General features: G+C 52.2%; 15 protein-coding genes. 9 read left to right on the top strand and 6 right to left on the bottom strand.

Going from position 1 to position 23,614, the window contains the following annotated elements:
- Positions 1-11 precede the first annotated feature (11 nt).
- Together NYE54_RS24230 and NYE54_RS24225 are read left to right on the top strand one after the other, a co-directional pair.
- Positions 12-7,253, top strand: coding sequence for an amino acid adenylation domain-containing protein (locus NYE54_RS24230; RefSeq protein WP_339266785.1), 7,242 nt, complete (start codon positions 12-14; stop codon positions 7,251-7,253).
- Positions 7,237-7,461, top strand: coding sequence for an MbtH family protein (locus NYE54_RS24225; RefSeq protein ID WP_339266783.1), 225 nt, complete (start codon positions 7,237-7,239; stop codon positions 7,459-7,461). The genes NYE54_RS24230 and NYE54_RS24225 overlap by 17 nt, the downstream gene beginning before the upstream one ends.
- 124 nt (positions 7,462-7,585) lie before the next feature.
- Here NYE54_RS24225 and NYE54_RS24220 read toward each other — a convergent pair whose 3' ends face one another.
- The 3 genes from NYE54_RS24220 to NYE54_RS24210 form a co-directional block, all read right to left on the bottom strand.
- On the bottom strand, positions 7,586-8,356 hold the full coding sequence (locus NYE54_RS24220) for an anti-sigma factor (protein WP_339266781.1): 771 nt from the start codon (positions 8,354-8,356) through the stop codon (positions 7,586-7,588).
- A gap of 3 nt (positions 8,357-8,359) precedes the next feature.
- Positions 8,360-8,929 carry a sigma-70 family RNA polymerase sigma factor gene (locus NYE54_RS24215; protein ID WP_339266779.1) on the bottom strand — a complete coding sequence of 190 codons (570 nt, stop codon included), beginning with the start codon at positions 8,927-8,929 and terminating at the stop codon, positions 8,360-8,362.
- A gap of 240 nt (positions 8,930-9,169) precedes the next feature.
- Positions 9,170-10,546, bottom strand: a complete 1,377-nt coding sequence (locus NYE54_RS24210; protein ID WP_339266777.1) for a hypothetical protein — start codon at positions 10,544-10,546, stop codon at positions 9,170-9,172.
- A 332-nt stretch (positions 10,547-10,878) separates the two neighbouring features.
- On the opposite strand from NYE54_RS24210, the gene NYE54_RS24205 reads away from it, so the two are divergent.
- Positions 10,879-11,682 carry a substrate-binding domain-containing protein gene (locus NYE54_RS24205; RefSeq protein ID WP_339266775.1) on the top strand — a complete coding sequence of 268 codons (804 nt, stop codon included), beginning with the start codon at positions 10,879-10,881 and terminating at the stop codon, positions 11,680-11,682.
- 512 nt (positions 11,683-12,194) lie between these two features.
- Positions 12,195-12,395 (top strand): hypothetical protein, encoded by a 201-nt coding sequence (locus tag NYE54_RS24200; protein ID WP_339266773.1) that lies wholly within the window; start codon positions 12,195-12,197, stop codon positions 12,393-12,395.
- Positions 12,396-12,570: 175 nt separating this feature from the next.
- Here the strand turns inward: NYE54_RS24200 and NYE54_RS24195 are convergent, their stop codons facing one another.
- Positions 12,571-13,959, bottom strand: coding sequence for an RsmF rRNA methyltransferase first C-terminal domain-containing protein (locus NYE54_RS24195; RefSeq protein WP_339266771.1), 1,389 nt, complete (start codon positions 13,957-13,959; stop codon positions 12,571-12,573).
- Positions 13,960-14,153: 194 nt separating this feature from the next.
- Entirely contained in the window at positions 14,154-15,317 is a 1,164-nt protein-coding gene (locus tag NYE54_RS24190; RefSeq protein WP_339266769.1) for a GGDEF domain-containing protein, read from the bottom strand.
- Positions 15,318-15,429: 112 nt separating this feature from the next.
- Between NYE54_RS24190 and NYE54_RS24185 the strand changes: the two genes are divergently transcribed.
- The 3 genes from NYE54_RS24185 to NYE54_RS24175 are packed head-to-tail and all read left to right on the top strand — an operon-like array spanning position 15,430 to position 21,086.
- Positions 15,430-16,566, top strand: coding sequence for a glycosyltransferase family 4 protein (locus NYE54_RS24185; protein WP_213643895.1), 1,137 nt, complete (start codon positions 15,430-15,432; stop codon positions 16,564-16,566).
- A 9-nt stretch (positions 16,567-16,575) separates the two neighbouring features.
- Complete coding sequence (locus tag NYE54_RS24180; RefSeq protein ID WP_339266766.1) at positions 16,576-17,883, top strand: DNA repair exonuclease; 1,308 nt, start codon at positions 16,576-16,578, stop codon at positions 17,881-17,883.
- The gene (locus NYE54_RS24175) at positions 17,880-21,086 is read left to right on the top strand and encodes an AAA family ATPase (protein ID WP_339266764.1); all 3,207 of its coding nucleotides are present in this window, start codon (positions 17,880-17,882) and stop codon (positions 21,084-21,086) included. The genes NYE54_RS24180 and NYE54_RS24175 overlap by 4 nt, the downstream gene beginning before the upstream one ends.
- A gap of 55 nt (positions 21,087-21,141) precedes the next feature.
- Here NYE54_RS24175 and NYE54_RS24170 read toward each other — a convergent pair whose 3' ends face one another.
- A complete protein-coding gene (locus NYE54_RS24170) occupies positions 21,142-22,188 on the bottom strand; it encodes a hypothetical protein (RefSeq protein ID WP_339266762.1) in 1,047 nt (348 codons plus the stop codon).
- Between the two features lie 250 nt (positions 22,189-22,438).
- Here NYE54_RS24170 and NYE54_RS24165 point away from each other — a divergent pair, with 250 nt between their 5' ends.
- Both NYE54_RS24165 and NYE54_RS24160 read left to right on the top strand, forming a co-directional pair.
- Positions 22,439-23,008, top strand: a complete 570-nt coding sequence (locus NYE54_RS24165) for a xanthine phosphoribosyltransferase (protein ID WP_076325774.1) — start codon at positions 22,439-22,441, stop codon at positions 23,006-23,008.
- Between the two features lie 211 nt (positions 23,009-23,219).
- A complete protein-coding gene (locus NYE54_RS24160; RefSeq protein WP_071221736.1) occupies positions 23,220-23,549 on the top strand; it encodes a hypothetical protein in 330 nt (109 codons plus the stop codon).
- Positions 23,550-23,614: the final 65 nt, after the last annotated feature.

Below are 23,614 nucleotides of genomic sequence, written 5' to 3'. Positions count from 1 at the left end.
GAGGGATGGATATGCTTGAGCGGGAGAAGGAGCGCTGGTCTCTGTCCGGAGCGCAGCTGGGGATTTGGTACGCCCAGCAGCTTGACCCGGTCAATCCGATATTCAACACGGCGGAATGCATTGAAATACGAGGACCTATAGACCCGGTTCTGTTCGAGAGGGCCTTACGTCAAGTGGTCGTGGAGGCGGATGCATTGCATGTTCGCTTCGGCGAAGATGTGGACGGGCCTTGGCAGTCGATCGATCCATCTCCGGACTGGGTCCTCCATGTGCTGGATGTCAGCGGGGAGAAGGATCCCCATCATGCTGCCCAAAGCTGGATGGAACATGATCTTGCCCAAGCGGTCGATCTGAGCCGAGGGCCTTTGTTTACGGAGGCGCTGTTCAAGATCGCTGCCGATCGCTACTATTGGTACCAACGCATTCATCATATCGTAATCGATGGGTTCGGCGTATCGCTTCTGCTGCAAAAAGTTTCCCAAGTCTACACGGAATTGGCGGGCGGAGTATCTTCCGGCATAGGAGCGTTCGGCAGGTTTCGTACGATCCTGGAAGAAGATACGTCATACCGCATGTCGCAGCAGCTCAACTCGGATCGTGAATTCTGGCTACGGCGCTTTGTCGATGAGCCGGAGGTCGTCAGCTTAGGCGGTCAGGCACAGCGTTCGGCACGCAGCTTCCTGCGCCGATCGGTGCAGCTTCCCGAATCTTCGATCCATCGCTTACAGGAGGTTGCACAAGCATCAGGGACAAGCTGGCCGGATGTAATTGCGGCTGCAATGGCCTTATATATACACCGTATAACAGGCGCTGAGGATGTTGTGCTTGGATTGCCGGTGATGGGTCGCCTAGGTTCGGCTTCCATCCGTATACCAGGGATGGTCATGAATGTGCTGCCGCTCCGGGCGCACATAAGGCCCGATATGAGTCTGATCAACCTGCTGCAGCAGGTCGCACGGGAGGTTCGCGAGATCAAGCGGCATCAGCGCTACAGGCATCAGGACATCCGGCGCGATCTCAAGCTGCTCGCCGATAACCGCAGGTTATTTGGACCACTCGTGAATGTGATGCCCTTTGCTTCGGAATTGAACTTTGGTGGTTTCGGCGGCAGCGTTCGTAACCTGGCTTCCGGACCGGTGGATGACTTGACCTTGAACGTATATGGAAGTTTGGATAGTTCGGATGGGAACGGGCTGAGAGTCGAAATGGACGCCAATCCCTTAATCTATACCCTGGAGGAGTTAGAGTCCCATTTACAACGCTATTTGTATTTGCTGGACAACTTGGCCGAAGCGGAGCCGGCCCATTCTGTAGGAAGTGTGGCCTTTATCTTGCCGGAAGAACGCGACAAGGTGCTTTTTCAATGGAATGATACGGCTCGTCCCTTACCACAGTTAAGCATACCGGAATTATTCGAGGAGCAGGTGACACGTACCCCACAGGCGGAGGCGGTGGTATGCGAAGGGTTAACCCTTCGTTACGAGGAGCTAAACAGGCGAGCGAACCGCCTGGCTCGCTTACTTATTGCCCGTGAAGTAGGTCCTGAACGAATCGTTGCCCTTTCCCTGCCCCGTTCGGCGGACATGATTGTTGCGATCCTGGCCGTGCATAAGGCTGGAGCGGCTTACTTACCGTTAGATCCGGATTATCCGGATGAACGGATCGCCTATATGCTTGAAGATGCGAAGCCGGCGTGTTTGATCATAACACAGGAGCTGGCTGGAAATTTCGCAGCTGTCATGAAAGACAAAGACGTGATTGTGCTGGATGCGCCGGCTACCCACAAGCAATTGGAGCAGCAGGCGTTTCATGATCCTGTCGATGCTGATCGCATACGGCCGCTGCTGCCGCTTCACCCGTCCTATGTTATCTATACGTCCGGATCCACAGGACGGCCCAAGGGCGTCCTGCTCACGTTCGAAGGACTTGCCAATCTGCTATCGGATATGCGCGAGCGATTGGAGATTGGGGAGCGGGATCGCTGGCTGTCGGTTACCACGATGTCATTCGACATCTCGGTCATGGAGGTGCTGCTGCCGCTAGCATCCGGTTCGACGCTCGACATCGTGATGCGGGATACCATTCTCGATGCGACGGCGCTCATAGGCAGAATTCGGGAAACCGGGACGACCGTCATGCAGGCGACCCCGACGTTATGGCAGTCCATTGTCGCTTGCCGTCCAGAAAAGTTTGAGCGTCTGAAAGTCATCACAGGGGGGGAGGCGCTGCCTGTCGGTCTTAAGCTTGCGCTGCAAGATCTAAACTGTGAAGTGAATAATCAATATGGACCGACGGAGACAACGATTTATTCGACGGCGGCGAAGCTCGATCATGAACGGGACAAGCCATCCATTGGGGGACCGGTGTGGAATACGAGACTGTATGTGCTCGATTCTTCACTCTCGCCGGTTCCGCCAGGCGTAACAGGTGAGCTGTATATTGCAGGTTCGGGGCTTGGCCGGGGGTATCTGGGAAGACCCGACTTGACGGCGGAACGATTTGTAGCGGATCCCTTTGGTCCGTCCGGATCCCGGATGTACCGAACAGGCGACCTTGCCCGCTGGCTGGAGAATGGTTGGATTGATTATTTGGGGCGTGCCGATCATCAGATCAAGCTGCGCGGCTTCCGTATCGAGACGGGAGAGATTGAGTCCGTGCTTGTGGCTTATCACCAGGTGGAGCAGGCCTGTGTCATCATCCGTGAGGATCGGGCCGGTGATCGACGCCTCGTTGCTTATATCGTACCGTCTCCATCTGCTTCAAGCCTCATCAATATGGCAGAGTTACGGGATTATGCCGCAGAGAAACTGGCCGAGTACATGGTGCCGTCTGTTATCGTGGCAATCGACGCGCTGCCGTTAACGCCGAACAAAAAGGTGGATCGCAAGGCGCTGCCTGCGCCGGATCATCCGTTGACAGTCGGCCGTATGCCGCGGACACCCCAGGAAGAAATGCTCTGCACGATTTTTGCCGAGGTGCTCGGGTTACCGCGGGTTACCATTGATGATGATTTCTTCGCCCTCGGCGGCCATTCCCTGCTTGCCGGCAGGGTGATGGTACGTGTCAGGGAGGCCTTTGGCGTGGAGCTTAGCATGGGAAGTCTGTTTGAAGCAGCGACGGTCGCGAGTCTCGTCAAGCGGCTTGATTATGCGCAAGCGGCCAGACAGGCTGTGCGTCCCGTGATGCGGACCGAGCATCTGCCGTTATCTTTTGCCCAGCAGCGGTTATGGTTTTTATACCGTCTGGAGGGTCCGAGTCCGACCTATAATATTCCGCTTGTAGCTCGCTTGTCAGGTGAGCTTGATGTGGACGCATTGCGAATGGCGCTGGGGGATGTGACGGCTCGTCATGAATCGCTGCGCACGGTTTACCCGGATCAAGAGGGGACTTCCTATCAACACATCCTGGACGCCGAGGAGGCACGACCGGAACTGATGGTGACCGAAATCAGCCAGTCGGAGCTGCCTGATCGATTGGCCGAAGCCGTCAGGCACCCATTCGAGCTTGCCACCGAAACCTCGCTGCGGGTAAAGTTGTTCAAGCTGGATAACAAAGAGTATGTTCTGCTGTTGCTGCTGCATCATATAGCGGGAGACGGCTGGTCGCTTACTCCCCTGTCACGAGATCTATCAGACGCCTATACCGCACGGCGCCTGGGGAGTGAACCGGAATGGTCTCCGTTACCGGTCCAATATGCAGATTATGCAGTTTGGCAGGAGAAGCTTCTTGGCAGCTCGGGCGATAAGAGCAGTTTGATCGCCCGTCAGCTGGACTATTGGACCGAGGCACTTTTCGATTTACCGGAGCAATTGGAGCTGCCCACCGATTATTCGAGGCCAGCTGTCGCCAGCTATCAGGGCGGAAGCGTGTCGTTTCCGATTTCGCGTGAACTGCATCGGCAGTTGAATGCGCTCGCGCAGAGCAATCGAGCGACTTTATTTATGGTGTTTCAGTCTGCAATGGCTGCGCTGTTTACGAAGCTGGGTGCAGGTACGGACATTCCGATCGGCAGTCCGGTCTCGGGCCGGAACGACGACAGTCTGGATCAATTGATTGGTTTCTTCATCAATACGCTTGTGTTTCGTGTAGACACGTCGGATGACCCTCCATTCGACGAGCTGCTGCAACGGGTACGGGAGAGGAGCCTGGCCGCCTTCGAGCACCAAGATGTGCCGTTCGAGCGGCTTGTCGAGACATTGAACCCGCCGCGTTCCCGGGCGAGACATCCGCTTTTCCAAGTGATGCTCGTGCTGCAAAATACGCCGGAAACTTTGCTTGAGCTGCCGGGAGTCAGCTCAAAGCTGCAGCTGCAAAGCGTAGGTACGGCGAAGTTTGACCTAACCTTTGAGCTGACAGAGCGGCGGGATATGAACGGCGAACCTGACGGAGTGGACGGTTTAATCGAATTCAGTACAGATTTGTTCGAGCGCAGAACGGCAGAAGCGATGGCGGAGCGATATGTGCGCGTGTTGGAGAGTGCTGCCATTGAACCAAGTAAAACCATCAGTGAACTTGATATATTAACCGTTCATGAGCGTGAGGAAATCCGTCGACAGTGGAGTGCTCCGCTGCCTGTCACTAAGCAGGCAACCTTGCCCCAGCAGTTTGAGGAGCAGGTCAGCCGCTCGCCTCAATCGGTCGCGATTGTCCATGATGGATTGTCTCTGAGTTATGAGGAGCTGAATGAGCGTGCTAATCGGCTTGCTCACTGGTTGATTGCAGCAGGCGTCGGTACGGATCAGATCGTAGCACTCGCCTTGCCGCGTTCGATGGACATGGTTATCGGCATATTGGCTGTACTTAAGGCGGGGGCCGCTTACCTGCCGCTGGATCCGGAGTACCCGGAGGAACGACTGGCTTACATGATGGAGAACGCTTGTCCGGTATGTCTCATTACGAGTGTTCATGTGCTGGATCGGCTGCCGGGATCAGCAAACATCAGATGCATTGTGATCGATGAGTCCGAGCAAGCTTTACGGTTGCAGTGTTATTCTAAAGAAAATCCAAGCGACCATGAGCGTCACAGGCCGCTTACGCCGCAGAATGCTGCGTATATCATTTATACCTCCGGGTCTACCGGCAAACCGAAGGGCGTGCTTGTACCGCACCAGAATGTCATCCGGTTGTTTGATTCTACCGCGAATTGGTTTCAATTTGATGAGACCGATGTATGGACATTATTCCACTCGTATGCCTTTGATTTCTCGGTATGGGAATTATGGGGACCGCTCTTGTACGGTGGCCGACTCGTCGTTGTTCCGCATACGATCAGCAGATCGCCGGACGACATGTTGAACTTGTTGGTCCGGGAAGGCGTGACGGTGCTGAATCAGACGCCTTCGGCGTTCTATCCGTTGATTCAGGCGGATCGAGAGCAGGCGGAGATGGGGCAGAAACTGTCGCTCAGGTACGTTGTATTTGGCGGTGAAGCCTTGGAGCTCGGACGGCTTGCGGATTGGTATGAGCGTTATGCCGACGATGCCCCGCGCCTGATCAACATGTACGGCATTACGGAAACAACCGTGCATGTCAGCTATATGGAATTGAACCGGAACCTTGCGCTGCCGGGAGCCGGCAGCATGATCGGAGAAGCCATACCGGATCTCAGAGTATATGTCCTGGATGCCAAGCTTCGGCCCGTTCCGTATGGCGTAACCGGAGAGATGTATGTCGCCGGCGCAGGACTTGCGCGGGGGTATTGGGGACGACCCGACCTGACGGCGGACCGGTTTGTGGCAGATCCGTATGGTCCGCCTGGGACAAGAATGTACCGAACCGGCGATTTGGCGAAGCGGCAGGCTGACGGTTCGCTGGATTATTTGGGACGGTCCGATCATCAGGTGAAAATACGGGGTTTCCGGATCGAGCTTGGTGAAATCGAATCGGTCCTCATTCGCCATGAGGCACTCGCGCAGGCGGCTGTCATTGTGCGTGAGGACCAGCCAGGAGATCGGCGGATTGCGGCTTATGTTGTGAGCAAGCCCAGTTGTGAGCTGTCTTCAGGTGCAGAGTTGCGCCGTTATGCCGCCTCGATGCTTCCTGATTACATGGTTCCCGGGGCGTTCGTATTTATGGACAAGCTGCCGCTTACGCCTAACGGAAAGCTCGATCGCAAAGCGCTGCCGGCTCCCGATATGGCATTCGATGCAGATGGACGCCATCCACGAACCCCGCAGGAAGAAGTGTTATGCGAGTTGTTTGCCGAGATATTGGGAGTCAAACGGGTGGGTATCGATGACGGCTTCTTCGAGCTCGGCGGCCATTCGTTATTGGCTGTCCGGCTTATCAGCCGGGTTCGCGAAGCGCTTGGAAAAGAGTTAAGCATAGCGGCTTTATTCGAGTCCCCTACGGTAGCGGGCCTTGTCGACAAGCTTGAGATGGGTGGCGGTACCAGTGCGCTGCAGGTTGTGCTTCCGCTTCGGGCGCATGGAAGGCAAATCCCGCTGTTCTGCGTGCATCCGGCTGGAGGACTAAGCTGGTGCTATGCCGGCTTGATGAAGCATCTCGGCATGGATTATCCGATTTACGGCTTACAGGCGAGGGGGATAGCGCAAGTAGAGGAGCTGCCGAAATCACTGGAAGAGATGACGACAGACTATATCGACCACATACGTTCCCTTCAACCAAGAGGGCCATACCGGCTGCTCGGATGGTCTCTGGGCGGCAATGTCGCTCAGTCGATTGCGGTACAGCTGCAGGAGGCGGGTGAAGACATTGAATTGCTAGCCATACTGGATGCTTACCCAAGTCATTATTTGCCGATCAAGGAAAACCCCGACGAAGATGAGGCTTTGACCGCGCTGCTGGCGCTTGGCGGCTTTGACAAGGAGAGCATTGAAGAGGGGCTTGGAGACACACCGCTAACCATAGCGACAGCGCTGGAATTGCTGCGTAATGAGAGCAGTGCGCTGGCGTCCCTGGAGGAAGAGACGATGATGAATCTGAAGGCGACTTATGAGAACTCGGTTCGGCTGTTGAAGGCGTTCGTTCCGAAGAAGTTTGAAGGGGATATAATATTCTTCCACTCGACCATCATCCCCGATTGGTTCGAGCCCATCGAACCGGAGATGTGGAGCCCTTATGTTGGAGGGCGAATTGAACGGCATGATATCGCATGCCGACATAAGGATCTATGCCAGCCAGGTCCTCTGGACTATATCGGCAAGTGTATTCTAAGCAAGCTGGAGGCAGCTGTACCCCGAGGGCAGACCACATTGGAGAGGAGGGAACTTATCCATGACCAATCCTTTTGAGCAAGTCGACGGCAAGTTTCTTGTACTGGTGAACCATGAGGGGCAATATTCGCTCTGGCCGGATTTCGCGGCTGTTCCGAACGGCTGGACACCGGCTTTTGGACTGAGCACGCGGGAGGAATGCGTGGCCTTTATCAACGAGAACTGGGTTGATCTGCGGCAACGAAGCTTGTATGCTAACACCGGGCCGTCAGTCAGCAGAACATAGGCTAGGAGCACCTGGCTAACCCGAACAAGATATAATTCATATGTATCTGCAAACCAATATAGAAAAAAAGGAGCTAAGCTGAAGAGTTTAGCTCCTTTTATATTCCTGAATACCCGCGTTGCTGTTACAGGGTTGAGCTGAACATTTTAGTGCCGCGAGGCAGATTGCCGCGGTCATCAGGCTCGAGCGTGATGCCAATACCGTCGAAGACGAGGCTCTCCTCGGAAGCAACCGGCATTGACAGAATGCCTACCCCCTTGTCGTCGACGCGAAACGTACCCGCGCTCTTACGCTTGTTATCCCGGATAAGCCAGACCTGATATGCTTCGTTGCCGATTGTGGCCTTTGCCTTGAAAACATAGACGACGAATTGCTTGGATTGCCCGTTTTCGACCACGCCAGCGATTCCGTAAGCATCACTAGGGGCGGCGGTTTGCGGATTAAGCGTAATCAGTCGTTGGATTGTGGCCGCTGGAACAGTCAGTGCCTGCTCCAGGGAAGCGGGACTTGTCGTGATTCGTTTTTGATACAGAAGGTAATTCCAGACGGAGCTGGTGAGGACAATGGCCAGTAAGACAGCAACGGTAACACTCGCTGGAATCCGGTGAATCGCTATGCGTCTTTTGCGGGCGGATACGTTATCATGGTTCTGTGAAGGCTCTGCCGCCAATACGGCATCCATCACTTGTTGTTTTAAATCACTTGGGGGCTCCAATCGTTCCATATCGGACGGAAGCGCCTCCCAAACCGTACGAAGTTCAGCAATTTCCGAACGGCAGCTGTCACAGTAGGGCAGATGACGCTCGAAGATCAGTTTTTCCCCATTTTTACAACTCCCGGCAACATAGTCCAGAATCAGGCCGCAAATGGTTGTTGGCTGTTCTTCCTCATGCATACATCATTCCTCCCTTTCCGAGGCCAAATACCTGCGCAATACTTTCAATGTTTGATGTAGACGGCTCTTGATTGTTCCAAGCGGCTGGTTATAGATTGCGGCCAACTCGCTTAAGCTGTAGCCCTGCCAGTAAAAATGATCAAGCAGTTGAATTTGCTGCTCCGACAAATGCCGGTAAGCGGCGAGGAGTTGCTCCTTCTCCGATTCACGAATCGCGTTGTCTTCCGGTGAGGCCGCAACTTCGTCGGGAAACCGCTTCAACTTTTCCAAATCGAAAAAAACGACTTCTGCCTCACCTCTTCTTCTCTTACGAAGATAATCTATCGTTATATTGCGCGTAATGGTTAACAGCCAGCTAGTAAATCGGCCTTTATCCGGATCGTAAGCGGATTGGGTGGTCCACAGACGAAGGAAGACGGCCTGCACGATTTCCCTCACAGCCGATTCGTCCGCGATCGCTTTCTGCGCAAAGGAATAGACGAGCGATGAATACCGGTCGTACAAGATGGATAAAGCATTGTGTTGCCTGCATTTTATTAGAAGCATGAGTTCATAATCGGAAAGATTCTGCATACCGTGCCTCCAGGTGAGTTCATTCAAAGCTCTATTTTTATCCTATCAAAAAAAATGGCAACCGGGAACCGATTGCCATTTGAGACAATTATGATCCAGCCTCGAGCTGTGCACACTGTGCTTGACCAGGTTGTCAGCCCGTCTTACCTAGACCCATCACTGTTTTCAATCCTGAATGGGGCCTATCGTTGCGTTAACAAGAAAATTTCCATTCCCGTTAATGGAAAGTTCAAATTTTTTTTATAAATTACTTGATCCCGGTGCTGTTGGCGCTCCGGAAGCTTTTGCGGCCGTTGTCCCGTCGAATTTGGCCGGATCGATTACGAACCAAAGCTGGTTGAAATCATGTCCGGAGGTTGCGCCGTGCTCTTGATCCTTGGCGAAGTAGTATAACGGATACCCTTTGTACGTCAATTGCTTGCGACTGTCCGAACGGGTGATCGTGCTGAAGTCGGAGCTAGCGATTCCTGTAGGCACACTGTTTCCGGCAGCCATATAAGCAGGCCAATTGTCGATACACTTGCCTTCGCATGTACTTGTTTGCGGTACGTCCTTATCGAAGTAATATAGTGTACGCCCATGGTCGTCAGTCAAATAGTTGCCCAGCTTGGAAGAAGTCCCGAGCATAACGGTATAATCGGGCTTGGCGACGAACCAGACGCCTTCAAATGCTTCTCCTTTTATATCGCCACCTGCCATATCTTTTGCAAAATAATAGAGGGGCCAGCCTTTGTATGTCAGCTGTTTGGTGCCGTCCGTACGGGTCAATACGGAGAAGTCAGCGGCGTTCAGCTCTGCGGGAATCTGCAGATCCTCTGAGTAGAAAAGCGCCCAGTTTTCGATGCATTTACCTTGGCAGGCATTCGTATTTTCGGCGTCTTTGGTGAAGAAATAAAGCGTGCGTCCTGTCTTATCGGCAAAATATGTACCCAGCTTGGCGTCACTACGCAGCGTAATCCGTTCGCCCAAAGGGAGCTTGGCGTCGGCTGGGAGCACTTTACGCTCCTGAAGCTCAGAAAACAGCGTATTGTTTCTGGCTGACGTCGCTGACAATCCTTCCACAAGCGCCGTTGCAATATCGGTGTTCGTCAGAGTGGCTGCGTTGGCAATTTGCATAAGGCCTTTAGAGGCAGCAAACGATAGAGTATCCGCATAATTAAAATCTTTCCCAACCCCGTATCCAAGGACCTCCAGTAGTACTTTATAAAATTGCTGGGCGCTGATTTCGGCTAATGGGTCGAACATGTTTCCCGTTGTGCCTGCCCATCCACGCTCCGGGTGGTTTTTGAGGTAAGACAGGATAGCCTGGTTTTCAGTGTCGACAAGAGCAGCATCTTTAAAATTGCCGTTTCCTTTGTAAGAAAGGGCTTCCTCCAAGTAGCCCTGAAGAAGGAGTGAAGTGATTGCAGCCTGCAGTCTCGTTGATTTTTTAGCTAAAAAGTCGACATTGACACTGTTTCCGTCTGCTTGGAGCAGACCGAGCTCTCTTGCTGTATCCACATCGGATTTCACTGTGAACTTCCCTTCTGCGGCGGATGCACCGGTTACTGGCAGAACAAATCCTGCGCAAATAACCAGACTGAATAGCACGGTGACGAATCGATTTTTGATTATCATCAAACAACCTCCCATAGGATAAAAATACATCTCATATCAGCTAACGAACGAAATGTCTTAGCGGTTCGAAAAAAATATATAAATGATTTTGTCTAATAAATGTGAGCAAGTGATGAGCTTCTTCTTTATTTATGTTTAAATGACAGGACCCCTGTTTGTGGATAATTTGTTAACTCAGCGAAGGCACCTTTATTTATTCTTCACCAGACTAATTTTCAATAGATTTATGAAACTTTCGAACTGTTTTGCAACTATAATCAAACCGTATACAACTTCCCTTCGTTTCCTTTAATAATACCGGTAAATATCATGTGTGAAATGGAGGAAGAATCATGAAGAAGACCGTGTTCCTATCAGCTCTACTGCTCTTTGTCATTACGGCTGCGGGATTGTCAGCCTATGCAGAAATGGATCCTAAGCCGGCGTCCCAGGCGACACCAAATTCCAGCCAAAGTGATCATGTCATCCGGGTGTACGGACCGGGCGGACCACTTGGACCGATCAAGGAAGCTGCTGAACATTTTTCAGCTGAAACGGGAATCGAGGTAGAAGTAACAGCCGGACCAGAGGGCAATTGGATCGGCCAGGCAAAGCAAGATGCAGATATTATTTTCGGTGGCTCCGAGTATATGCTGCAGGACTTCATCTTCAACCACCCCGAAATCATTGACACTAAATCAAGAACGGAGCTTTACCCGCGTGCTGCAGGAATATTGGTGAGGAAAGGAAATCCTAAGAAGATTGAAAACCTTGAGGATTTAACGAAAAAGGGAGTGAAAATACTCGATGTGAATGGGGCTGGCCAGCTTGGCCTGTGGGAAGACCTGGCAGGCAGAAAAGGGCTGATCGAAGGCATTTCCCAAAATATTAACCTTTCTGTAAAGTCGAGTGCCGAAGCCATTGAACGATGGAAATCGGATTCCAGCCTGGACGCCTGGATTACCTATGAATCGTGGCATTACCGGCTCCAGGATGTGACCAGCCTGGTCGAACTACCCGAAGAAGAAAAGCTCTATCGTGGAACGCCGATCTCCCTGACGAAAATCACCGATCAGAAAAAAGAAGCACAGCAATTTATTGATTATTTAAGAACGGAAGAATCTCATCAAATCTTTCAAAAATGGGGCTGGAAGTAAGGATGAGCCTTAAGATAATACCGATTCAATAATGTAAACGTCGGACAATTGATGGGCAGTGTGCACTGATGTATGCGGACAGGAGATCCGCTATTTCCCAACAACAGTACCAAATTCAAGGATTCGCGGTCACAGAATCCGTTATTCTCGACTTTTCCCTGTTTTTGCTGTGATATGCCGGCCATAGTGGAACCCGTGTCCGCTTAACATTATGTTTAGCACCTTTGCCTACAAATAGCGGAATCACGGTCCACACGGCGTTGGTCTAATGGCTTGTTCCTCATAAAATCCCGCTAAAGTATCATTGGTTTCCCATATGGGTTTCCAACAATATCTACCTTAAGGGGGTTCACTTAATTAAAATGTATCTTCAGCCTCAGCCTCTATATGTTCTCCGTCAGCAGTATCGCCTTCGCCGCTGATCTCCTGACCTTTTCCATTTCCAGTACCAACGGCGATGAATTATACGCTGTTAGCTGGCTCGCGATAAATATCCGGATGCCGAGATGATCTTGCTGGATTTAGCTGAATACAACCTTGTTCTTGGCGATGGCCGGGATTATCGGGAATATGAGGGGGATACCCGCTATGTAGCTGAGACAATTATGGCGGCAGATGCCCTCATGATTGAGCGTCTGGTCGAAGACACGGTAATGCTTTTGAATGTGGTGTCCGCGATCCAGGAGACCAAAGACGCAGCTTATGATTTTTGATTAGATTAGATGGCCAGATAAAGTTTTATAAATGATAAAGGGGCTATACTCCCTGCATGTTGTTGCAGAGAGATGGCCCCTTTGTACATATTTAATCAGACTGCTGAACGGAAGCTTATCCGTTTTAACGATGGTTTCGATCTGTACGGTTCTGTATGGGTTTTAGAAATGGGCGTTACTTGGGTTTGCGCAAGCCTTTGGGCAGGTGATTCTTGAGCTGTCCGCCGCTGGCTTTGCCCCAACCCAGAGGTAATCCATCCGTGGTTACCAACGTCCATCCCCGGTATTCGGAAGGAATGGAGATCACTTCTCCCCGCAAATAAGCAGCTGCCTCGGCAGAATCTGAAGGCAGATCCCAGCTGCGGGCAGCTTGGCCAGGATGCAAGGACATAGCAAGGGCATGCGCCGGTTCGATGCGGTTCTTCTTCAGATGAGCCAGATGCAGTCCTGCGCGCGGCATCTTCAATCCCTTTAGCTGCTTGTCATTCCATGCCAAGCTCTCGCTGACCGGAAGCCAGTACAGCTCCTCACCGAACAATATCGGAGTACCGCCGTTAAGCTCAAATCCAGGGATGTCCTGCTTCGCCCAAGCCTGATATTCAGCCAGAGCGGAAGGCGCAGGCGTTTGTTTGCTGCCTCGATTTGATTTTGCGGGAGATTTGCTGCTGCCCTCAGAGTAACCGAGGTCTTCATGTAAAGCTCCGGCAGCCGCCGATTTGACCAAGATAGCAACAAAATGCCCCTCCCCCCGTTCCAAATGGGGCCACAAGCGCTTCATTTCATGCAGCTCCATATCGGGATACTGCAAAAGAATGTGCTCAATCATCTCTTCATTCTCGGCCGTGTTGAATGTACAGGTAGAATAAGCCAGAGTTCCTCCCGGTTTGAGCATCCGGTAAGCCTCCTGGACAATGTCCCACTGCCGGGCGACGCACAGATCCACATGTTCAGGCGACCATTCCTCAATCGCTGTGGCATCCTTTCGAAACATGCCTTCACCGGAGCATGGCGCATCGAGCATGATCCGGTCAAAGCAGGCAACGAAACGGCGGGATAGCTTATCCGGTGCCGCACTCGTAACGACTGTATTCATGATTCCCATACGTTCCACGTTCTCGGCTAGAATCCGCGCCCGTTCGGGGTGGATCTCATTGGAGACGAGCAGTCCCCGGCCCATCATCTTGGAGGCAATATGGCTTGTCTTGCCGCCGGGAGCTGCCGCAAGATCCAGGATGGTCTCTCCGGGCTGAGGATTCAACAGCTCGACTGCGGACATTGCCGAGGGCTCCTGAATATAATATAGTCCAGCGGCATGATAGGGGTGTTTGCCTGGACGCAAGCTTTCATCATAATAGTATCCGGTATCACACCAGGGCACTGGCGTCAGCTCGAATTGCCGGATGAGTTTTTTTACGCTGTCTGCGGCATGAACCGCTTTCAGCCGATTAAGACGCAGCCCGTGGGTGCGGGGGAAATCATAGCTGTCCCAAAAATCGCACGAGGCATCCCCAAGAATATCATTCATGCTGGTGACAAAGCCAACAGGCAATAGTTCCTTTCTCATTCGTTATATTGCTCCTTCTTTAGAATAAGGTACATGCTGCAGTGTATGGAAAAGAAATCCCAGTTCAGAGTTCATTTCTTCTCTGGCTTTAAGGAATCGGTCATTAGTTTATCATGTTGCCGAGGGCGTAGTAAAGAAATGTCAAGCAAAAAAAAAGACCGCCCACTTCATATAGTGGGCAGTCTGCGCCAGTGTTATCCGGCGGATTCCGTTGATTCGGTTGAAGAGGTTTTTAAGGACCGGTAATCGGATACCTTGTTTTTGCCGGTTGTTTTGGAATGATACATCGCTTTATCGGCTTGTTTCATGAGTTCATCGCCGCGAACGCCTTTGCGCAATACGCTGTAGCCGATACTGATGGTGACGATGCTCTCGCTTGCCACTCTGGCTCGGATGTTCTCGGCGACCTGCGCGGGTTTGACTTTGCGGTCAACCACCACGGCGACCAACTCCTCGCCGCCATACCGGCCGGTAATCCCGATACCATCAAGCTCTTCCTCCATAATGGCGGCGACCTGCTTCAGTACTTCATCGGCTCTGGCATGGCCCTGGGTATCATTCAGCTTCTTGAAATTGTCGATGTCGCAGAAGATAGCGGATATCTTCAATTCCTGAGACGCGTAATGGTCCAGATACTTCATAAAATGCCTGCGGTTGTAGAGTCCTGTTAATCCGTCCGTAATGGCGGACCGGTAGATGGACTGCATCAGCTCGACAATGCGTCTGAACAGGATGAAGAATACGATGCTATAGAAAAGCACCGGCAGGGCGAGTGCGAGTCCCTGAAGCGGAGGAGACAGACTGCCAGAAAAGGTATGTATGGATTGCAGGATAGCCGAGAGAGCGTAGACGGCAAGTCCAATCGCATATTTGATCGGTTGTCCGATCCGCGGGGTGACTTTGGTATAAGCCAGATAGAGCGCCAAGAGCTGAAAACCATCAAAATATATGCTTTGCCATATCGGGTCCAGGGTGTAAGGAAGAAATGAGGGAAGAATGAGCGGAAGCATGAGAAGTAGGGCTGACAACAAGGGAAGCCAATAATGCATGGTCTTGACTCTACGGTACAGCATGACAATCGAGACGTTCAGCAGGACAAACGAAAAAAGCTGAATGAAACGAAGGACGTCCGATTCCGGTGAAAAAACAGATTTTCCACTCCAAGCCGAATGGATGTTCAGACCCTCGTATGTCATAATGAAGAAGAAGGCTGCCGCCATATATATGTAAGCATTCTTGCGTTGCTTGCTGTACATAAAGAGACACATGATCAGCATCATAAGCGCGATATAAGCTCCGCATACAGCAAATATGGTAGGTAGTGGAGAAGTGGACCAGTAACTCAATTCATAGGACAAATCGATTCACTCCTGAGTAGGGATAGGTTTCCTTTGTATGAAACATATGTTCTAATATATCATATCGAAAAACAATGAATCTGAAAAGAGATTTAGAGAAAGGGGGATCCCCATGAAACTTCTTCAAGCATTATTCTTCCCTCCTGAACAGCCAGGCGGCGTCTCGTCCATGATTCCTTATTTGCAGGAGCGTTTTCATTCCTCTCGTTGGGAGATGGAGATGTTCTGGCTGCCCAAGCGGATCCGCAACAAAGGCCAGGAGGATCCGGTATTCCATACCTTTGATTGGAAAGAGTTCGAAGGGAGTGCGATTGTAGCGAAATACCTTCAAACCTACCGGGATTACCTGTGGTGGACACGTCTGCGTCTTCAAAAGCCTTATGATCTTATCCATAGTCATCATCCGATTGCAGGCATGTCGATGAAAGCCGTATTCCCTGAGGTTCCGCTCATCCAAACCGTGCATTCCAGTTACGAGCGCGAGCTCATCCTGAACGGAAGAATCAAAGAAGGAGGGCTGGAACACAGATTCCTGGTCTCTTTATATAAGGAGCTTGAGTATATCAGCGACCGTTTGTTGACGGTGTCGAACTCCTTCAAGGATTATATGGCTCCCTACGTGAATACGCCCGAATCAATCGGGGTTATTCATAACGGATTTGATGATAAAAGATTTAAACCGGTGCCTCATGAAAATGCGGTGCCGCAGTTGATTACGGTATGCCGTCTGGTACCTGCAAAAGGATTGGACATTCTGCTTCAAGCTTGCGCGGAACTGAAACGCAAAGGATATGATTACGTTCTTCATATTATCGGCGACGGACCTTCCCGACAGGAGCTCGAGGAGATGGCCAAAACACTCGGCATCTACCAGGAGACGATTTTTTACGGATATACGCTGCATCCCGAGGAGTTTATGCCGTTCTTTGATATCTTTGTCCTGCCTTCGAGAGCGGAGGCGTTCGGCTCGGTGTTCGCGGAAGCGGCGCTTAGTTGCCTTGCGCTGGTAGGCACCGATGTCGGCGGTATCGCTGAGCAGATCGAGGATGGGGTAAACGGCTTGCTTGTACCGCCGGAGGATCCGATAGCACTCAGTGTTGCGCTAGAGAAGGTTATCAGTGATCCGCTCTATCGTTATGAGCTTGCCCGGACCGCTTCGGATAAGGCGAAGAGTCAATACTCCCTGTCCAGATCCGTAAATGAACTGAAAAAAATGTATTTGAAATTTCAACCTATGATAGAGAGTTAGGGATCGGTTATGGCTTCTTTTCGATTTATGCATGCTGCGGATTTACATCTGGACAGTCCGTTTATCGGGATCAGCGGGCTCGATGACAACCTGCGGTCTTTCGTTCAGGAATCGACCTTCCGTGCGCTGGAGCGGCTCGTGCAGCTCGCCATCGACCAACATGTTGATTTTATCGTCATCAGCGGGGACATATATGATAGCTCCAACATCTCGCTGCGCGCACAGCTTCGCTTCCTGGAGTCCCTTAACCGTCTGGGAACGGAAGGGATTGCGGTATATGTGATCCATGGAAATCATGATCCGCTGGACAGCACCAAGCTTACTATGACGCTGCCTCCCCATGTCCATGTGTTTGGGGCGGAGCCTGCAAGCGTAACAGCCGTTCGCCGCTCGGATCATCAAGAAGTGGCGGTCATTACCGGGATGTCGTATCCGACCTCGAAGGTAACCGATAATATTGCGATACGTTATCCTGCTCCGTCATCCGGTCTCTACCATATCGGACTTCTGCACGCGAACGTGGATGGGGATCCCCATCACGAAACCTATGCACCCTGTACGAAAAGGGATCTAATCCAGGCCGGATATCATTACTGGGCGCTCGGGCATATTCACTCCCGTCGAACTTTGCAGGAATCTCCTTTTATTGTGTATCCGGGCAATATCCAGGGACGTCATGTCCGGGAGACGGGACCCAAGGGATGTTATATCGTTGATGTGGATGGGAGCTTCAATGCGAAGCTGAGCTTTCATGAGCTCGATTCCATGCGCTGGCACATCGTTGAAGCGCCACTTGATTCTTATCAGGATGTCGATGAATGGAGACGCTCACTGGAATCCATTCTCACCGAAATAGCCAGAGAGAACACGGATAGGCTTAGCATGATCCGCGTTCGGATTACGGGACGAGGTCCGGTTCATCGTCAGCTTGAAGGCGGATATGTACTCGATGAGCTGCTGACCGATCTGCGGAGAAGAGAAGCCGCGAAGGGGCAGACATGCGGCTATCGGGGATGCGTCTGGATCGAGAGTTTCTCCATTCAATCCGGGGACGCGATCGATACAGAGAGGCTGCTTGCGGAAGACAGCTTTGCAGGGGACTTGCTTCGTCTTGTTCGAGGCGAGCAGGGACGGGTTCAAGATCCTGATGGGGTTGTTGCCAAGAGCTTGGAGCCTCTGCTGGAGCATGCGGAGCTCCGCACCTTGCTGGACGAGATCAATCCGGAGGAACTGCTGGAATGGGTTCGCAGAGCGGAGGAACTGACCTTAGGCTTATTGCTGCGCGACCGTTCGCAAGAGGAAGGTGTCGGAACATGAGACTAGAACGGATGAACATTCAAGGCTTCGGAGCTGTCCGGGACAAGAGCCTTGATATCGATGCCCCTGTAACCGTGCTGTATGGGCCGAATGAAGCGGGAAAGAGCAGTGTCCTGTATTTTATCCGAGCCATGCTGTACGGATTCCCGGGGAAGGGCTCGCCGGCAGAACGCGGCGAGCCTTCAGGGGAAGGCGTACACGGCGGCGAGCTGCGTTTTCTGGATAAGGAGGGAGTGCCTTGGGTGATCCGGCGCTACAGCCGTTCCAGAGAAGGAAATTCAGCCACCGGCAGAGGCGAGCGCGTACATATTCATAAACTAGCGGATAACGGGATCGTGATCGAGCTTGGACAGCAGGAACTGGAGCAATATGCCTTGGGCGGCGTATCCAGGGATATGTTTCGTCAGCTGTTTGCCATCTCGTTAAGCGAGCTGCAGGAAATCCGCAGCCTGCAATCTGCCGAAATGAGCGGTTACCTGTTTCATGCCGGAATCGGCGGCGGGGCTAATATACTGGAAGCCGAACGCAAGTTGTCCCAGGAGATGGACAAGCTGTATAAGCCGCGCGGAAAGGTTCAGCATACCGCCAAGCTGCTGCAATCCATCGAGCATTTAAGAACCCAGGTTTCGGAGAGCAAGATGTACGTTTCCCGCTATAACGAGACCGTTACATCCATTCTGGAAATACAGGAACGGTTGAATCTTCTGGAACAGGATCGCAACAGGGACGCCGAGGATTTGTCGCTGCTTCGAAAAGCGCAGGACATTCGTCCGGCCTGGCTGGAATGGCGTGAGGCCAGGTTGGAACTCAAGGATCTGATGGACAGTGACAACTTTCCTCCGGATGGAATCACCCGATACGAAAAGATGCAGGAGGAAGAGCGTCTTCTCCTCGCCCAGTTAATCCGCGTCGAGCGGGCGATCGAGGACGTGGAGGATAAGCTGAGAGCCCTCCCCCTTAATGCGTTCATGGAACAGTATGGCGAACAGATTGAGGAGCTGTGGGCGAAACGAAGTCTGCATGAAACCGCAAACCGGGAGCTTGCCGAGCTTACGGCTGAATACAAGTCTCAGGAGATCCGGCTGGAACAGCTGCTCCGAGATATCGATCCGGCATGGACCCGGCAAGAGCTGCTGACTCTATCGGTATCCGCTTCGGAGCGCGAGGAGGTCCGGCGAATCAGTGCGGCCTTTGCCGGGTATGATCGCCGGATGGAGGCACTGTTCATTGAACAGCGCGGGGCCCAGCGTTCGGCGGCAGCAGCCGAATCGGCGCTGCGGGAAGCCAGGCGGCAGCTGCGCGAGGAAATGGATCGGGGACAAGAGGCATTTGCCATGATTCAGCCGGCAGCGCCCCAGGAGACCGCTGCCCTGTGGAATCAGCTGCAGCTGGAGATCGAGCGTTGGCGCGAACGGAGATTGACCCGGACACAGCCGGAACCTGCTTCCACACGCCAGTCGGGGAGGGGCCGATTGCCTCGGATGTACGCGGCTCTGTTGGCGGGAATGGCTGTTATGACATTCCTGTTGGTAGCCGTATTGCTATGGACATCAACCACGGAAGCTGCTGTGGTCTCAGGCATCGTGATGCTGCTCGGCATGAGTTATGTATTCTGGAGCGGTCTACGTGACCGGGAAGATCATGGTACGGTTTCGAATGAGATCAATAATCTAGACGGGCAGGGAACGGAACATATAGATCATCTCTATTCCAGGCTGGTCTCTGCCCCTTACGCGGCAGCAGCAGTGAGTACGATCCCGGGCAGTCGAAGGGACAAAAACGTTGTCCTGGCTCGCGACCCCTTCATGGTGGAGGCGCAGATGCGCGAGCTTCGATCCGTGATGGAGGGCTGGCAAGCATGGCGGCAGCGGCTCGATCGACTGACGTCCGATTGTGCGGCGGCTGAGGAGAAGGCTGCGCTGCAACAGGTTGAATTACAAACAGTTCAGGGCGCCATCGATCAGGAAGAGAAGCGATATTTGGAGCTGGAGCGGCAGTGGGAGGCTTGGCTTATGTCCATATCACTCCCGCAGAGTCTGTCGCCTGACGTGATGCTGGACGTATTCGTCAAGGTTGAGCAGGGGCAGGAGCTGATCCGGCAGCAAAAATCACTTGGCCTGAAAATGGATGTGCTATTAAAAGAGGCGGAGGATTATATCATCCAATGCCATGAGATCTTTGCGGCGGATCCCCAGGGAGACGCTAACGGCAGCCGAATCCCAGCCGTCGCTGAGCTCGGCAACGTACATTCTAGATGGAAGAGCTATCAAGAGGATTCGAGACAGAAGAAGGTCCTTGCAGAGCGTGTTCAAGAGCTTCGCAAAGAGGGGGCTGTGATAGAAGAGGAGCGGGAAGCGCTGCAGCTGCGTAAAGCGGCTCTGATTGCATCGTCTCAATCGGCAGACGAAGAAACCTTTCTTCGTATGGGAGCTGCTGCGAAACGCCGGGAGGAACTTGTACGCACGATCCGCCATCACGAAATTACCATGTTCAGCGGCTGGGATGATGCGGGTCGCCGGCAGCTTGAACAGCTGCTGGAGCTGACGGATGCTGCGGAACTTGAAGCTCAATGTTTCAAGAAGGAGGAAGCCGTATCCGCCGTGCTCCACCTTCGGGACGAGCTTCAGGAACGGCGGGGGCGGCTGCTTCAGGAGAGAGAGTCACTGGAAGCCGCGGGGAACCAGGATTCCGCCCTGCAGCAGTTGGAGGAGCAGCGCTCCGCCCTGAGGGAATTAGTTTCGCAATATGCGGTACGTTCGATGGCCACCGAATTTATCAAACGTACACGCCGCATGTACGAGGAAGAGAAACAGCCGCAGGTGCTGCAGTTGGCTTCCCGCTACTTCTCCATACTGACCGGCGGCATGTACAGCCGGATGGTCATGCGGATGGGAGATCAGAGTCTGCTGGCAGAGCGCCCGACTGGTGAATTGGTAGAGAGCAGCAGGCTAAGCCGCGGCACGGCGGAACAGTTATATTTGGCGATGCGGCTCGGTCTGATTCAATCGATGCCACATGCGATGGGGTTGCCGCTATTGCTTGATGATCTGTTTGTTAATTTTGACGGTGAACGGCTCGGACATGCGCTCGAGCTTCTCGCGGAATTGTCGCAAGACCGGCAAGTCGTGATGATGACGTGTCATCGACATGTAGCAGATCAAACCATGAAACGCATACCCAATGCACAATTTATCACGATGTAGCCATAAGAAGGGGGCTTCCCAAGGGCAGGTTTATCATACCTTTGGGAAAGCCCCTTTATTTTCCCCTGATATCGGGGGTTCCGAACAAAGTTAGCCGGAGCACCCAGAGCAGACACATTCCCCCAAACATCGGGTAGAGGAGAGAGAGCAAGGAACTGAACCCGAACTGGCTGAAGAAATAACAGAACACCATAATGCCAAGGGTAATCACTCTGGGCGAGAGCGAGGTTCGCTGCTGAACCTGCAGGGTAATACCGTAGATATTGGCCACGAAGGTGCTGAAAATTTCAAGGAAGATTAGAATGAGATAGATGATCTGCACGAGCCAGCCCAGCTGGTTGGCGATGCTGCCCATCGGGATTTCGAATTGGGCGACGCCGGGCATGTGGGCGGACATCGCAAAATGTGCTGCCATCAGCATAAACCCTACGCCCGTACCTCCAATGATACCTCCCCAGGTTACGGTGCGCGCACTTTCGGTCTGGCTGCCGAGTGGGACCAGCACCGGCATCGCCATAACCAGATTAAATGCGGTGTAGAGCAGGGGCGCCAGCCAAACCGCAGGCAGGCTATGGTCCGTAGTCAAGGTTAAGAAACGGGTGGCCCCCGGCGTCTGAATCGTCTGAGAAATAATCGCAAGCGATAAGGTCAGCATCATGGGCACGACAAGACTGTTCATCGTCATGATAGACTGGATGCCTTTTCTGAGAATGAAATAGGTTCCGATCATCGTGACAAACAGCCCGGTCTGATAGCTCATGTTCAGATGCTCCACAAAAACAGAGCCAGCGCCGGCAAGCATGATGCTGTTCACCCCGAGCAGAATGACAAACATAAAGAGGCTGATCCAGACGCCGGCTTTCTCTCCAAACAGAAATTTATTCAAGTCCTCAAAGGATTTGGCCCCGATCTGCCTGGATATCGTCATGATTTTCGTGCCGAGCCAAATAAATAATCCTGTCGTAAGCAGAATGGTCAGTGTAGCCCAGTGTCCATATTGGGTAAAGAATTGAAGGATTTCCCGTCCGGTCGCAAAGCCAGCGCCGACGATGGTTCCGATATATGTAAAGGCGATCTGTAAAACACGAATAGATTTACGCAAGCCCCGCATCCCCCTTGAAAGTTAATCGTTCTGCATAGTACAAGGTATGCTTGGCTCAGCTGGGACATGACTCCTACCTGTCCAGGTCCTTTGCCGGAGGCGTGACAAGGGTTAGTGCCAGGTAGCGGAGATCCATGTCAGGAATTGTGACGAGAATCGTACAGTTAAATGACGGAGTCCCCGTTTGTACTTGCCGTATAGAGTGGAATATGGTACTTTTACGACAAAGGAATCGTGGGAGGTCTTTTGGATGGATTGGTTGAAGGAGCGGATCATCAAAGAAGGTGTCGTGTTGTCGGATCAGGTGCTGAAGCTGGATGCTTTGCTGACGCATCAAGTAGATCCGGCATTAATTATGGATATGGGTCGGGAATTCGCGGTGAGATTTAAAGAAAGCGGTGTGACCAAGGTCGTAACGCTGGAATCCTCCGGCATTTCTGTTGCTTTTGCCGCGGCGCTGGAATTGGGAGTTCCAATGGTATTCGCCCGGCGCAAAAAAACGCTGCTCGCCGATCCAGACGCCTTGTGTGAGCGGGTTCCGTCTTTTACCAAGGGCATTGTCACGGACATTATGGTATCGCGCCAGTTTATCGGTGAAGAGGATAAGTTACTCTTCATTGATGACATTATCGCGAACGGGGACGCTGCAAGAGGCCTGATCAAAATTATTGAACGAGCAGGGGCGGAATTAATCGGGCTTGGCGTTGTGATTGAAAAGAGCTTCCAAGCCGGAGCGCGAACGCTGCGCGAACAGAATGTTCATGTGGAATCGCTTGTTACCATCTCGTCGCTTGAGGACGGCAAGATTACGTTCAGCTAAAACTTAGCATCTTCTTTGGCATGTTAGCGATAGAGCAACGACGGATTAGGCCTTAAGTCATGAACGATTCCACCTATCTTTGGGGAAGTGGAAAAATGGCAATTCGTAGTCAATGTTCATCGGATTTCTGCCTAAAATCACAACAAAATCTTTTCGCCTCCGTGATTTTCGCTTATAATAAAGAGGTAGGCAAGAGAGAGGAGGCAGCACCATGGGGAAACAACCTGTAACCGAGCCGTTTTTGATCGAGAAGCTGAATGAAGCAAAGGTACATTTTGAACGTGCTTTGGATTGTAAACATACGGAGTTTGATGATCTATATCCCTATATGATTGAACATCCTCAGTTTTTCTGGTACAAACGCTATGTTGCCTGGTCAGAACTGCTGACGATTGCCGGATTGTGTGAGGAGGTTTCCTTCGAATGGAAGGAACAGTTTACGCCTCAGCAGGTAGAATATATCGAGAAGCGTGTCATGTCTTCAACCGTTCTGGATTTTTGGTACGAGAAGAATGACAGCATCGAGCCGGCACAGCGTTAATGGGTATATAGAACATCTCTTAGTCGGGATGTTTATCGATATCGCAACGCATTCAAAAGACCTAA

Origin of the sequence: Paenibacillus sp. FSL K6-1330, assembly GCF_037976825.1 — a bacterium.
Lineage (GTDB): Bacteria > Bacillota > Bacilli > Paenibacillales > Paenibacillaceae > Paenibacillus_AQ.
The sequence above is the reverse complement of the archived record's forward strand: the minus strand, read 5'-3'. Positions and strand labels throughout refer to the sequence as shown.